The 12,417-nt window shown below is 64.3% G+C and carries 12 protein-coding genes; 7 read left to right on the forward strand and 5 right to left on the reverse strand.

Going from position 1 to position 12,417, the window contains the following annotated elements; translation table 11 throughout:
* Positions 1-20 precede the first annotated feature (20 nt).
* Genes waaF through F8N82_RS26975 form a run of 7 tightly spaced genes read left to right on the forward strand, consistent with a single transcriptional unit; the run spans position 21 to position 6,981 of the window.
* Complete coding sequence (gene waaF, locus F8N82_RS26945; protein ID WP_038998354.1) at positions 21-1,070, forward strand: lipopolysaccharide heptosyltransferase II; 1,050 nt, start codon at positions 21-23, stop codon at positions 1,068-1,070.
* Positions 1,071-2,129, forward strand: a complete 1,059-nt coding sequence (gene waaC, locus F8N82_RS26950) for a lipopolysaccharide heptosyltransferase I (protein WP_038998355.1) — start codon at positions 1,071-1,073, stop codon at positions 2,127-2,129. It begins immediately after the preceding gene.
* A complete protein-coding gene (locus tag F8N82_RS26955; RefSeq protein ID WP_038998356.1) occupies positions 2,129-3,253 on the forward strand; it encodes a glycosyltransferase family 4 protein in 1,125 nt (374 codons plus the stop codon). The genes waaC and F8N82_RS26955 overlap by 1 nt, the downstream gene beginning before the upstream one ends.
* Complete coding sequence (rfaP, locus tag F8N82_RS26960) at positions 3,250-4,056, forward strand: lipopolysaccharide core heptose(I) kinase RfaP (RefSeq protein ID WP_038998357.1); 807 nt, start codon at positions 3,250-3,252, stop codon at positions 4,054-4,056. Before F8N82_RS26955 ends, rfaP begins: the two co-directional genes overlap by 4 nt.
* Complete coding sequence (locus tag F8N82_RS26965) at positions 4,056-4,790, forward strand: lipopolysaccharide kinase InaA family protein (protein WP_038998358.1); 735 nt, start codon at positions 4,056-4,058, stop codon at positions 4,788-4,790. The genes rfaP and F8N82_RS26965 overlap by 1 nt, the downstream gene beginning before the upstream one ends.
* The gene (locus tag F8N82_RS26970; protein WP_038998359.1) at positions 4,787-5,539 is read left to right on the forward strand and encodes a lipopolysaccharide kinase InaA family protein; all 753 of its coding nucleotides are present in this window, start codon (positions 4,787-4,789) and stop codon (positions 5,537-5,539) included. The genes F8N82_RS26965 and F8N82_RS26970 overlap by 4 nt, the downstream gene beginning before the upstream one ends.
* The gene (locus F8N82_RS26975; RefSeq protein WP_038998360.1) at positions 5,539-6,981 is read left to right on the forward strand and encodes a lipopolysaccharide kinase InaA family protein; all 1,443 of its coding nucleotides are present in this window, start codon (positions 5,539-5,541) and stop codon (positions 6,979-6,981) included. The genes F8N82_RS26970 and F8N82_RS26975 overlap by 1 nt, the downstream gene beginning before the upstream one ends.
* A gap of 44 nt (positions 6,982-7,025) precedes the next feature.
* On the opposite strand, the gene F8N82_RS26980 is transcribed toward F8N82_RS26975, so the two are convergent.
* The 5 genes from F8N82_RS26980 to F8N82_RS27000 form a co-directional block, all read right to left on the reverse strand.
* Positions 7,026-7,199 carry a hypothetical protein gene (locus tag F8N82_RS26980; protein WP_167336595.1) on the reverse strand — a complete coding sequence of 58 codons (174 nt, stop codon included), beginning with the start codon at positions 7,197-7,199 and terminating at the stop codon, positions 7,026-7,028.
* Complete coding sequence (locus tag F8N82_RS26985) at positions 7,196-8,329, reverse strand: PepSY-associated TM helix domain-containing protein (RefSeq protein ID WP_038998361.1); 1,134 nt, start codon at positions 8,327-8,329, stop codon at positions 7,196-7,198. Before F8N82_RS26985 ends, F8N82_RS26980 begins: the two co-directional genes overlap by 4 nt.
* An 8-nt stretch (positions 8,330-8,337) precedes the next feature.
* Positions 8,338-10,764, reverse strand: coding sequence for a TonB-dependent siderophore receptor (locus tag F8N82_RS26990; RefSeq protein WP_038998364.1), 2,427 nt, complete (start codon positions 10,762-10,764; stop codon positions 8,338-8,340).
* Between the two features lie 109 nt (positions 10,765-10,873).
* A complete protein-coding gene (locus F8N82_RS26995) occupies positions 10,874-11,839 on the reverse strand; it encodes a FecR domain-containing protein (protein ID WP_038998366.1) in 966 nt (321 codons plus the stop codon).
* Positions 11,836-12,354, reverse strand: coding sequence for an RNA polymerase sigma factor (locus F8N82_RS27000; RefSeq protein ID WP_038998367.1), 519 nt, complete (start codon positions 12,352-12,354; stop codon positions 11,836-11,838). Before F8N82_RS27000 ends, F8N82_RS26995 begins: the two co-directional genes overlap by 4 nt.
* Positions 12,355-12,417 lie beyond the last annotated feature (63 nt).

Consider the following 12,417-nt stretch of genomic DNA (forward strand, 5'->3'; position numbering starts at 1 on the left):
TGATCGTTTCTGGATAAAGCATGAGAATTTTGATCATTGGCCCCAGCTGGGTAGGCGACATGGTAATGGCGCAGACCCTGTTCCAGTGCCTGAAGCAGCGTCACCCGGAATGTGTGATCGATGTGCTGGCGCCCGAGTGGAGCCGGCCGATCCTTGAGCGCATGCCTGAAGTGCGCCAGGCCTTGAGCTTCCCGCTCGGCCATGGCGCGCTGGAGCTTGCGACGCGCCGGCGTATCGGCAAGTCCCTGGCCGGCCAATACGACCAGGCAATCCTGCTGCCCAACTCGCTCAAGTCGGCGCTGGTGCCATTCTTTGCCGGCATCCCCAAGCGTACCGGCTGGCGCGGCGAGCTGCGTTTCGGCCTGCTCAACGACGTGCGCAAGCTCGACAAAGCCAAGTACCCGCTGATGATCGAGCGCTTCATGGCCCTGGCTTATCCGGCTGGCGCCGAGCTGCCGCAGCCGTATCCACGGCCGAGCCTGCAGATCGAAGCACAGAGTCGTGACGCCGCCCTGGCCAAGTTCGGCCTGAGCCTGGACCGCCCGGTATTGGCGCTGTGCCCTGGCGCCGAGTTCGGTGAAGCCAAGCGCTGGCCGTCGGAGCATTACGCCAAGGTTGCCGAGACCAAGATTCGCGAAGGCTGGCAAGTCTGGCTGTTCGGCTCGAAGAACGACCACGCCGTCGGCGAGGCCATTCGTGCCCGCCTGATCCCGGGCCTGCGCGAAGAAGCGACCAACCTCAGCGGCGAGACCTCGCTGGCCGAGGCCATCGACCTGCTGTCGTGCAGCGATGCGGTGGTGTCCAACGATTCCGGGCTGATGCACGTGGCGGCGGCGCTAAACCGTCCGCTGGTGGCGGTCTACGGCTCGACCTCGCCGGGCTTCACCCCGCCGCTGGCCGATCAGGTCGAAGTGGTGCGCCTGGGCCTGGAGTGCAGCCCGTGCTTTGACCGTACCTGCCGCTTCGGCCATTACAACTGCTTGCGTCAACTGGAGCCGGAAGCCGTGGAGGCTGCGCTGCAGCGCCTGAATGGCCCGCGCCTGATCGACGTCATGGCCGAGGTCGACTAAGTGCGGGTACTGCTGATCAAGACCTCGTCCCTGGGCGATGTCATCCACGCGCTGCCGGCGCTGACTGACGCGGCCCGGGCAATCCCCGGCATCCGCTTCGACTGGGTGGTCGAAGAAGGCTTTGCCGAGATCCCCAGCTGGCACCCGGCGGTGGACAAGATTATCCCGGTGGCCATCCGCCGCTGGCGCAAGAACCTCTGGCAGACCTTCAAGAGCGGCGAATGGCGCCAGTTCAAGCAGCGTCTGCGCGAGAGCCAGTACGATCTGGTGATCGACGCCCAGGGCCTGGTCAAATCGGCCTGGCTGACCCGCTACGTCAAGGCGCCGGTGGCCGGCATGGACCGTTACTCGGCCCGTGAAGGGCTGTCGAGCCGCTTCTACGACCGGCGTTTGTCGGTGGAACGCGGCCAGCATGCGGTGGAGCGGGTGCGCCAGCTGTTCGCCCTGGCCCTGGGCTACAACCTGCCGGCAGGTCTGGGTGATTACGGCCTGGACCTGAACCGTCTGCAATTACCGCCGGCAGCGCCATTCGTGGTGTTCCTGCATGGCACCACCTGGGCCACCAAGCACTGGCCGGAAGCCTACTGGCGCCAGTTGGCCGAGCGCCTCGGCCAGCAAGGCCTGCAAGTACGCTTGCCGTGGGGCAACCCGGCCGAGCAGGCGCGTGCCGAGCGCATCGCCAAGGGCCTGAACAACTGCCAGGTATTGCCCAAGCTCAACCTGGTGGGCGTTGCCCGGGTCTTGGCCGCAGCCAAGGCCTGCATAGCCGTGGATACCGGCCTGGGCCACCTGGCAGCGGCACTGGATGTGCCGACCCTGTCGCTGTTCGGCCCGACCAACCCGGGGCTCACCGGTGCCTATGGCAAGTCCCAGGTGCATATCGCCAGCGACTTTGCCTGTGCGCCATGCCTGCAGAAAAAATGTACCTACAAGCCGAGCGCTGACGACCAGCGCCGGTTCGATCTCAAACGCGAGTGGCCGCTGTGCTTCACTCGCCTGAATCCCGAGCGTGTGGCGAGCCAATTGCGCGCGTTGCTGCTGGCTGAGGATGTTCGTTGATGCAACTGGCTTTTGTTCTATACAAGTATTTCCCCTTCGGCGGCCTGCAGCGCGACTTCATGCGCATTGCCCTGGAGTGCCAGCGTCGCGGTCACCAGATCCGCGTCTATACGCTGATCTGGGAAGGTGACGTGCCCGAGGGCTTCGAGGTGCTGGTGGCGCCGGTCAAGGCGCTGTTCAATCATCGGCGCAACGAGAAACTCAGCGCCTGGATGGAAGCCGACCTGGCCAAGCGTCCGGTTGACTGCCTGATCGGCTTCAACAAGATGCCCGGGCTGGACGTTTACTACGCCGCCGATGGCTGCTTCGAAGACAAGGCGCAGAACCTGCGCAACTCGCTGTACCGGCGCTGGGGCCGCTACCGGCACTTTGCCGAGTACGAGCGGGCGGTGTTCGCCAAGGACGCCAAGACCGAGATCCTGATGATCTCCGAAGTCCAGCAGCCGCTGTTCATCAAACACTACGGCACGCCGAACGAGCGCTTCCACCTGCTGCCACCAGGCATCAGCCAGGACCGCCGGGCACCGGCCAATGCCGCCGAGATCCGCGCCGAGTTCCGCCGCGAATTCAACCTTGCAGACGATCAACTGCTGCTGGTGCAGATCGGCTCGGGCTTCAAGACCAAGGGCGTCGACCGCAGCCTCAAGGCGCTGGCCGCCTTGCCGTCAGCCTTGCGCAAGCGCACGCGGCTGATGGTCATCGGCCAGGACGATCCCAAAGTGTTCCAGCTGCAAAGCGCGACCCTGGGCCTGACCGAGCAAGTGCAGTTCCTCAAGGGCCGCAGTGATATTCCGCGTTTTCTGCTTGGCGCCGATCTGCTGATTCACCCGGCCTACAACGAAAACACCGGCACCGTACTGCTCGAAGCGCTGGTCGCCGGGCTGCCGGTGCTGGTCTCGGCCGTATGCGGCTATGCCCATTACATCGCCGAGGCCGACAGCGGTCTGGTGCTTGATGAGCCGTTCGAGCAAGAGCAGCTCAATCAGTACCTGCAGCGCATGCTCGAAGATGGCTCGGCCCGCGCCGACTGGGCGCGCAATGGCCTGGCGTTTGCCGACACGGCCGACCTCTACAGCATGCCCGAGCATGCCGCCGACGTGATCCTGGCGCAGGAGCGCGCATGAAACTGATACTGGCTGAGCCGTTCAAGCGCCTGTGGGCCGCGCGCGATGCCTTCGAGGCCGTCGAGGCCTTGCAGGGCGAGGTGTACCGCGAGCTGGAAGGCCGCCGTACCCTGCGCACCGAAGTCGAAGGCCGTGGCTATTTCGTCAAGATCCACCGCGGCATCGGCTGGGGCGAGATCTTCAAGAACCTGTTTACCGCCAAGCTGCCGGTACTCGGTGCCGGCCAGGAATGGCAGGCCATCCAGCGCCTGCACGAAGTCGGCGTGCCGACCATGACCGCGGTGGCCTATGGCGAGCGTGGCGAAAACCCGGCAACCCAGCATTCGTTCATCGTCACAGAAGAACTGGCGCCGACTGTCAGCCTCGAAGACTTCAGTATCGACTGGCTCAAGCAGCCGCCGCAGCCGCGCCTCAAGCGTGCGCTGATCGCCGAAGTGGCACGCATGACGGGCATGATGCACCGCGCCGGGGTCAACCATCGCGACTGCTACATCTGCCATTTCCTGCTGCATACCGACCGGCCGGTGACGGCCGATGACTTCAAGTTGTCGGTCATCGACCTGCACCGCGCCCAGACCCGGGCGAAAATCTCCCGCCGCTGGCGTGACAAGGACTTGGCCGCGCTGTACTTCTCGGCGCTGGACATCGGCCTGACCCGGCGCGACAAGTTGCGCTTCCTGCGTGGCTACTTCCAGCAGCCGCTACGCCAGATCCTGGCCGAAGAAGCCGGGCTGCTGGCCTGGTTGGAAGGCAAGGCGCAGAAGCTCTACGCGCGTAAACAACGGTACGGAGACGCGCTCTGATGGCGGGTTGGAAACTGGAGCCTGCCTATCAGGCCCTGGCGACGGATTTTGGCAGTATCGACGCGGTGTTCGCCCTCAAGGGCGAGCGCCTGACCCACGACCCGCTGAGCGAAGTGATCCGTGTCGAGCGTGACGGGGTCAACTACTACGTCAAGCGTTACACCGGTGCCGGCAAAGGCTTGCGTCGCTACCTGGGGCGGCCGCGGATCAAGGCGGAATGGCAGAACCTCAAGCAGTTCGCCAAGTGGGACATTCCCACCGCCGAAGTGGTCGCCTTCGGCCTTGAGCGCAATGGCCTGGCCTTTGGCCGTGGGGCGATGATCACCCGCGAGCTGCCGCGCACCGAAGACCTGTCGGCCCTGGCCGAGCGCAATGATGCGCGCCTGGCCGATCGCGGCTGGGTCGACCACATCAGCCGTCAGCTGGCCCGCCATACGCGGATCATGCATGACCACCACTTCACCCATAACGACCTGAAGTGGCGCAATCTGCTGGTGGACGACCAGGCCACGCTATTCTTCATCGACTGCCCGACCGGCGATTTCTGGTGGGGCTTCATGCTGCGTTACCGCATCACCAAAGACCTGGCGTGCCTGGACAAAGTGGCCAAGTACCACTTGTCCAACAGCCAGCGCCTGCGCTTTTACCTGCAATACCGCGGGCGCGAGCGTCTGAACGAATCGGACAAGCGCCGCGTTCGTCATGTGGTGACGTTTTTCGAGGGACGCGAATGACTGATTTTCTCGCCAGTGCCGACATGGCACTGCTTGAGCGCCATGGTCTCAACGGTTTCGACCAGCTCTGGGCCCTGCAGCTCGATGCGGTGGATGAGCCCAATACCGGCCGAGGTGGCTGGAGCAGCGTCTATCGCCTGGAGCTTGAAGGCAAAGGCTACTACCTCAAGCGCCAGAGCGACTACCTGACCCGAACCCTGCACCGGCCGTTCGGCGAGCCGACCTTCGCCCGTGAGTTTCGGAATATCAGCCGCTACCAGAAGCTCGGCATTCCTGCTTTGCAGGCGGTGTACTACGGCGAGCGCAAGGTTGAAGGCGAGCGCCGGGCGATCCTCATGACCCGCGCCCTGGATGACTGGAACGACCTCGACAGCCTGTTGGCGCAGTGGCCGCAGCTGGACATCGGTCAGCGTCAGGGCATCCTGCGCGCCTGCGGGCAGCTGGCGCGCACCCTGCACGCGGCCAACCAGGTGCATGGCTGCTTTTACCCCAAGCATATCTTCCTGCGTACCCGTAGCGACGGCTGGCTGGCGCAACTGATCGACCTGGAGAAAACCCGGCCGCTGCTGCTGGGCATGCGCGACCGGCTCAAGGACCTTGAGCCGCTGTTGCGCCGGGCGCCGATCTGGAGCGAAGCTGAAGTGCGGGTGATGCTCTCGTCCTACCTGGACCAGCCCACCGACAGTCCGTTGGTTGATACCTGGCTGCAGCGCCTGACGCGCCGCCGCCGTGAGAAAGAGGCTCGCTAATGCGTTTGTCTGAACTCAAGGGTGCCGGGCGCAGCCCGGACCTGCCGCTGAACATCAGCCTGGCGGACGCCGCTGGCAGCGCCGAACTGCAATTGCTCAGCCTGCTGCGAGTGCTGCCGGGCCAGCGTTACGTCGGCGCAGGAATCTGGCGTGGCAAGCCGGTACTGGCCAAGTTGTTGGTCGGCAGCAGCGCCGCCCGGCATTTTCAGCGCGAGCTGGACGGTGCGCGGCTGCTGGCCGCACAAGGCCTGACCACGCCGCTGCTGCTGGCCGATGGCTTGCGCGAAGGCGAGGGCGGCTGGCTGCTGTTCGAGTTTCTTGAAGGGGCAGTGAGCCTGGCCGATGCCTGGGCCGAAGTCGAAGCCCTGCCGCCGCTGGCCGATGAACAGCATCTGGTGCTTGGCGAAGCCTTGACTGGCGTGGCGCAGATGCACGCCAAGGGCCTGTGGCAGGATGACCTGCACCTGGACAACCTGCTGCGCCACAACGGCCAGCTGTATCTGATCGACGGCGCCGGGATCAAGGCTGAAACCCTCGGCCAGCCGCTGTCGCGTCAGCAAGTGCTGCAGAACCTCGGGGTGCTGTTCGCCCAGTTGCCCAAACGCCTGGAGCCCTTTATCGAAGAGCTGCTGGTGCATTACCTGCTGGCCAATGTCGAGCACGCGCTACCGCTGGAAGCGCTGCAAAAGCAGATCGACAAGGTCCGTAGCTGGCGCCTGAAGGACTACCTCGACAAGGCCGGGCGCGAGTGCACGCTGTTCAGCGTCGAGCGCGGCCCGTCGGGCCTGCGGTCAATTCGTCGCAACGAAGTGGCCGCCCTGCTGCCGGTGCTGGAGCAGGCTGATAGCCTGATCGACCAGGGCCACCTGTACAAGACCGGCGGCGCCGCCAGTGTGGCCAAGGTCGAGGTCAATGGCCGGCCACTGGTGCTCAAACGCTACAACATCAAGAACACCGCCCACTGGTTCAAGCGCTTCTGGCGGCCGAGCCGGGCCTGGCATTCGTGGATCGAGGGGCACCGGCTGGAGTTTCTCGGCATCGCCACGCCCAAGCCGCTGGCGGTCCAGGAGCTGCGCTTCATGGGCTTGCGCAGCCGCGCCTACCTGGTGACCGAGTATGCCGATGGCCCGGACCTGCTGGCCTGCTTCGCGCCGTACGTCGAGTCCGGTGAGGTGCCAGAAGAGCAACTGCAGGCACTGCAACAGCTGCTCGGTCAGCTGATTCACGAGCGCATCAGCCATGGTGACATGAAAGGCCACAACCTGTTCTGGCAGGACGGCCAATGGTCGCTGATCGATCTGGATGCCATGTGTCAGCACGCTACCCAGATGAGCTTCGCCCAGGCATTTGCCCGCGACCGTGCGCGGTTGTTGCGCAACTGGCACAGTGGCAGTGCGTTGTATAAACGGCTGGATGGGTGTTTGCCGAAGCTGGTGGACTGATAGAACCGCATCGCGGGGCGACGTCTCGACTTGCCCCGCGATAGCTATTTCGCCAAGCCGCGCAAACTGTACAGCGCCGGCAAGCCCAGCCCGACCCAGGCCAGTGCATCCCACCAGCCGTCACCGAGCAGCGCAGCAAACAGTCCCAGCGCACCCAGTAGGGCGATGACTGCCGGCATGCCAAACACGGTCCACAAGCCTGACGTCTTGCGCTTCATTGCACCGTCTCCGCTTGCGCCGTAGCAATCGGCTTGCTGGCCCGGCGCCGAACCACCCACAGGTACACGCCGCTGCCCAGCACAATGATGGTCAGCACATCCAGCACTGCCCAGAGGATCTGCATCGGCCGCCCGCCGTAGTCACCGAAGTGCAGTGGCTGCGACAGGCCCATGGCGTCCATGTACCAGGGGCGGTCGCCGATGGCGGTGACTTGCAGGTTGCTGGCGTCAATCAGCACCGGGGTCAGCAGGTGGGCGGTCAGGTGCGTGCTGCCCTTCATGAACACCGCATAGTGATGCTCGCTGGAGAAACGCGTGCCGGGGAAGGCGATGAAGTCCGGCTGCATGCCAGGTACGGCGTCGGCAGCGATATCCAGCACACGGCTGACCGGCGCCAGCTCGGTCAGCGGCGGTGCATCGCGGTAGGGCGCAACCATTGCCGTCAGGCTTTCGTTACGCCAGGCCGCGATGACCAGGTCCGACAGGGCGCTGATCACCCCGGTCACCCCCACCACCAGCGCCCAGGTCAGGGTGACGATGCCGATCAGGTTGTGCAGGTCGAGCCAGCGCAGGCGCGTGGACTTGTCGTTGCGCACGCTGGCGAACTTCAGCCGGCGCATGAACGGCGCATAGAGCACCACGCCGGAGATGATCGCTACCACGAACAACAGGCCCATGAACGCCAGCAGCAGCTTGCCGGGGAGGCCTGCAAACAGGTCCACGTGCAGGCGCAGCATGGTCATCATGAAACCGCCGTTGGCCGATGGCATTGCCACCGCCTCACCCGTGCGCGCATCGAGCATGAAGGTGTGCGACGCGTTCGGCTCGGTGCCGGCGGTAGCCGCCATGATCGCGATCACGCCGTTGCTGTCGTCCTCATCCCAACCGAAGTACTGCATCACTTCGCCGGGGCGATGGGCCTGGGCCTTGAGCACCAGTGCCTGCAGGTCGAGCTTGGGCGTGTCGGCCGGCATCTGCCTGAGCTCGGGCGCATCGCCCAGCAGGTGGTCGATCTCGTGATGAAAGATCAACGGCAAGCCAGTCACTGCCAGCATCAGCAGGAACAGGGTAGAGATCAGGCTGGTCCAGGTGTGGACGAAGGACCAGCGGCGGATGGTTCGGCTGTTCATCCCGGGCCTTAGAACTTGTAGTTGACGCTGGCAACGACGTTGCGCTCGTCACCGTAGTAGCACCAGTAGCCGTCGCAGTTGGCCAGGTAGTCCTTGTTGAACAGGTTCTTGGCTTCGACGGCGACGGTCATGCCTTTGAGTGTGCTGACCTTGCGGCCCAGGTCGTAGTGCACCGACGCGTCGTAGACGGTGTAGGAGCCGACATAGCCGAGATCGGTGTTGGTGGTGTTGCCGTAGTTGTCACCGACATAGCGCACGCCACCGCCGACGCCGAAGCCGTCGAGCAGGCCGTTGTGCCAGGTGTAATCGGCCCACAGGGTCGCCTGATTGCGCGGGATCAGCGCCATGCGGTTGCCTTGCTCGTTGGCCGCACCCTTGAGGATCTCTGTGTCGGTGTAGCTGTAGGAGCCGATCAGCTTGAGGTTCTCGGTCACCTGGGTGGTGGCTTCCAGCTCAAGGCCGCGGACCTGCAACTGGCCAACTTGCTGGGTAATGTTGCCTTCAGTGACCTTCACGTTGTCCTGGCGCAAGTCGTACACGGCTGCGGTGTAGAGGTTCTTGCTGCCGACCGGCTGGTACTTGACGCCGACTTCGTACTGGCGGCCTTCGGTTGGTTTGAACGAATCAGTGGAGGCGACGGCGGCGCCGCTCGTCGGCTGGAACGACTCGGTGTAGGAAATGTACGGGGTCACGCCGTTGTCGAACACGTAGCTCAGGCCGACGTTGCCGGTGAAGGCTTTGTCGCGCTCGGTGCTGGTGGCGTCGTTCTGGTTGTGGAAGGTGGTGCCGGTGTGCACCCAGTCTTCGCGCCCGCCCAGGGTCAGGCGCCAGTTGTCGAGGGCAATCTGGTCCTGCACGTAGAAGCCGGTCTGACGGGTTTTCTGGCCGTAGTCGTACATGGTGAAATACGACACTTTGGAGAAGTCCTGGCCGTACGGCGGGTTGATTACGTTGCCTGGCGGCACGCTGGGGCTCGGGCCGTAATCCCAGCGGTAATTGGTGTTCGAGCGCTGGTGGTCGAGGCCGATCAGCAGGGTGTGGGTAAAGGCACCGGTCTGGAAGTCGGCCTGGAAGTTGTTGTCGACGGCGAACTGGCTGATGTCCTCGTTGACGATGCCGGTTTCGCGCGGGACGCTGCCGTCAGGCTGGATGGTGCCGATGTTGTTCGTTGCGACGTTGATGCCCTGGAACGACAGGTCGCTCTTGGTATAGCGCAGGTTCTGGCGGAACTGCCAGACATCGTTCAGGCGGTGCTCGAAAGCATAGCCCAGGGCGTAGTAGGTGCGATCGTAGAACTCCCAGTCCGGGTCACCGAGGTTCTTGTGGTGCGAGATATCGCCGGCCGGCGAGCCCAGCTTGGTGCCCTGCAACGGCAGGAACTGGCCGCTGATACCGGTATCGTCGCGGGTGAACTGGGTGATGAAGGTCAGGCTGGTGTCTTCATCCATGTTCCAGGTCAGGCTTGGCGCGAGGTTGTAGCGCTTGTCTGGAACATGATCGGTTGGTGCGCCGCTGTCGCGTACCACGCCGCTGACACGGTAAAGGAACTGGCCGTCGTCATCGATCTTGCCAGTGCTGTCGAAGTTGATCTGGCGATGGTTGTTGCTGCCAACCTGGGCTTCGACCTGGTGGGCGCTTTCAGCCTGGGGGCGACGGCTGACCATGTCGAGCATGCCGCCGGGCGGGGTCTGGCCGTAAACCGACGAGGCCGGCCCGCGCAGCACGGCGATGCGCTCCAGGTTCCAGGGTTCGACTTTGGGGTTGGCGAACGAGCCTTTGGGCAGCGGCAGCCCGTCGAGGAACTGGGTCGGGTCGAAACCGCGCACCCGCAGCCAGTCGGCGCGGGTGTCGGAGCCGTAACCGCTGCTTTGCACGCCAGCGGTGTAGCGCAGGGCGTCGTTGAGGTTGAGGACCTGGCGGTCGTCCAGCTGCTCGCGGGTGATCACGCTCATCGAGCGCGGTACTTCAACGATCGGCGTGTCGGTCTTGGTACCGGCGGCGGTGCGGGTGGCGGTAAAGCCAGTAGCAGGTCCCCAGGCGCTTTCATAGTCGCTGCGGGCATTGACGCTGGTTTCCGGCAGGGCCAGGGTGCCCTCGGGGGTAGCGATCAGGCTATAGGTGCCCGCGCTGCTCTGCTGCAATTGCAGGCCGGTGCCGCGCAAAGCCGCTTGCAGGGCACCGACGCCGTCGTACTGGCCGTTGACCGGCGCCGAAGTGCGGCCGCTGGCCAGGCTCGGGTCCAGGGCCAGGGCGATACCGGCCTGGCTTGCGATTTGGTTCAGCGTGGTGGACAGCGGCGCGGCAGGCAGGTTGTAGCTGCGCAGGCTGCCCGATTGCTCGGCGGCGATCAGCGGGCTGCTTGCCAGAGGTGCTGTCAGGGCAATGGCCACGGCCAGCAGGCTGGGGCGCAGAAAGTTCTCAAAAGCGCGGGACATACAGCGGCTCCTCGACGGAAGTAAGTGCTAACTAGCTTCCTTGCCGAGTGAGTCTTGAAAAGTGTCAGGGGGTATTGAAAATAATTTAGATTTTTATTGCCCTGGGCGGTCAGGGCCTATCGCGCTTAGCCACCACCGTCACCCACCAGGGCGTGCGCTGCTCGATCTGCACCGGCAACGTCGGCAGCAATGAGGTCAGCGCCAGGTCGGTATCCTTGAGCGGGAAGCTGCCAGTAATGCGCAGCTCAGCCACATCCGCAGCAACCCCCAGATGGCCGCTGCGATAACGCCCAAGCTCATCGACCAGATCGGCCAGGCGCACGTTGTCGACCACCAGCATGCCGCGGGTCCAGGCGTCAGCACCTGGTACGAGGCCATTGATCCGGCCCAGTCGGTCATGGCTCATCAGTACCTGCTGGCCTTCCTTGAGGATTTGCTCATCGCCGCTGTCTTGCGGGCGGGCGGCAACTGCGGACTGCAAAACGCTCAGGCGCGTGCCCTGGTCTTCGAGCTTGACCAGAAAACGCGTGCCCAGCGCACGCATGCGGCCATCTGCGGTGCTGACCACAAACGGGCGATCATCCTTGTGACCGGTCTCGATGGAGATTTCACCTTCGTGCAGGACGATCAGGCGTTCTTTTTCATCAAAACGGATATCCACCGCCGAGTGGGTGTTGAGGCTGATCAGGGTGCCGTCGGTGAGGCGCAGCGTTCGTTGTTCGCCGGTGTCGGTACGCTGGTCGGCCAGCCAGTAGCCCAGCGACTGATGGGCGCTGACCCAGCTTAGCAGGCCAACCACCAGCACCAGGCTGGCCACGCCGCTACCCAGTTTGCGCATCTGCTGGCGCAGTCCGGCGCGTGATTGCAGTAGGGCCTGGCGGGCCGGGCCGGCCGCGGCGCTGAAGCGCTGGTCGAGCATGCCCAGTTGCATCCAGGCACGGGCGTGTTCTTCGCTGGCGGCATACCAGCGAGCGAATTCGGCACGTTCGTCGGCGCTGCCATTACCCGAATCCAGGCACAGCTGCCAGGCAATCGCGGCATCCAGCACCCGCGCTGAAACCGGTTTGCTGTTCATGTCGGCTCACCGTACAGGGCCACGTAGCACTGGCGCATGCCCTGGGCCAGGTACTGGCGCACCCGCGATATGGACACGCCCAGGCGTTCGGCGATCTGGGCATGGCCCAGGCCGTCGAGGCGGTTGTACAGGAAGGCAGCCCGGGCCTTGCTCGACAGCTTGCCGAGCAGGCGGTCGATAGCCTTGAGGTCTTCGAGGATCAGGTGTTGTTCTTCGGGGGAGGGCTGTTCGGCTTCGGGGATCAGCATCAGCTCGGCCAGGTACGCCTGCTCCAGTGCCGCGCGGCGAAAATGGTCGAACAGCAGGCCCCTGGCGATCGCCAGGAGGAACGCCCGGGGTTCACGTGGCGCAGGCAATTGTTCGCGCCCGAGCAGGCGCACGAAGGTGTCCTGGCTCAGGTCTTCGGCACGGTCGGCGCAGGCGATGTTGCGTCGCAGCCAGGCGAGCAGCCAACTGCGATGGTCGCGGTACAGCGTACCGACCAGCTCAGTGTGTGGGCTTTGCACAGACGACAAGGCGTTCCCCGGGAAGATGCGTTAACTAACGAGAATTATTCGCGATTGTCGCAGAAGCTCCCC

The sequence above is a fragment of the Pseudomonas fluorescens genome, assembly GCF_902497775.2.
GTDB classification, from domain to species: domain Bacteria; phylum Pseudomonadota; class Gammaproteobacteria; order Pseudomonadales; family Pseudomonadaceae; genus Aquipseudomonas; species Aquipseudomonas putida_F.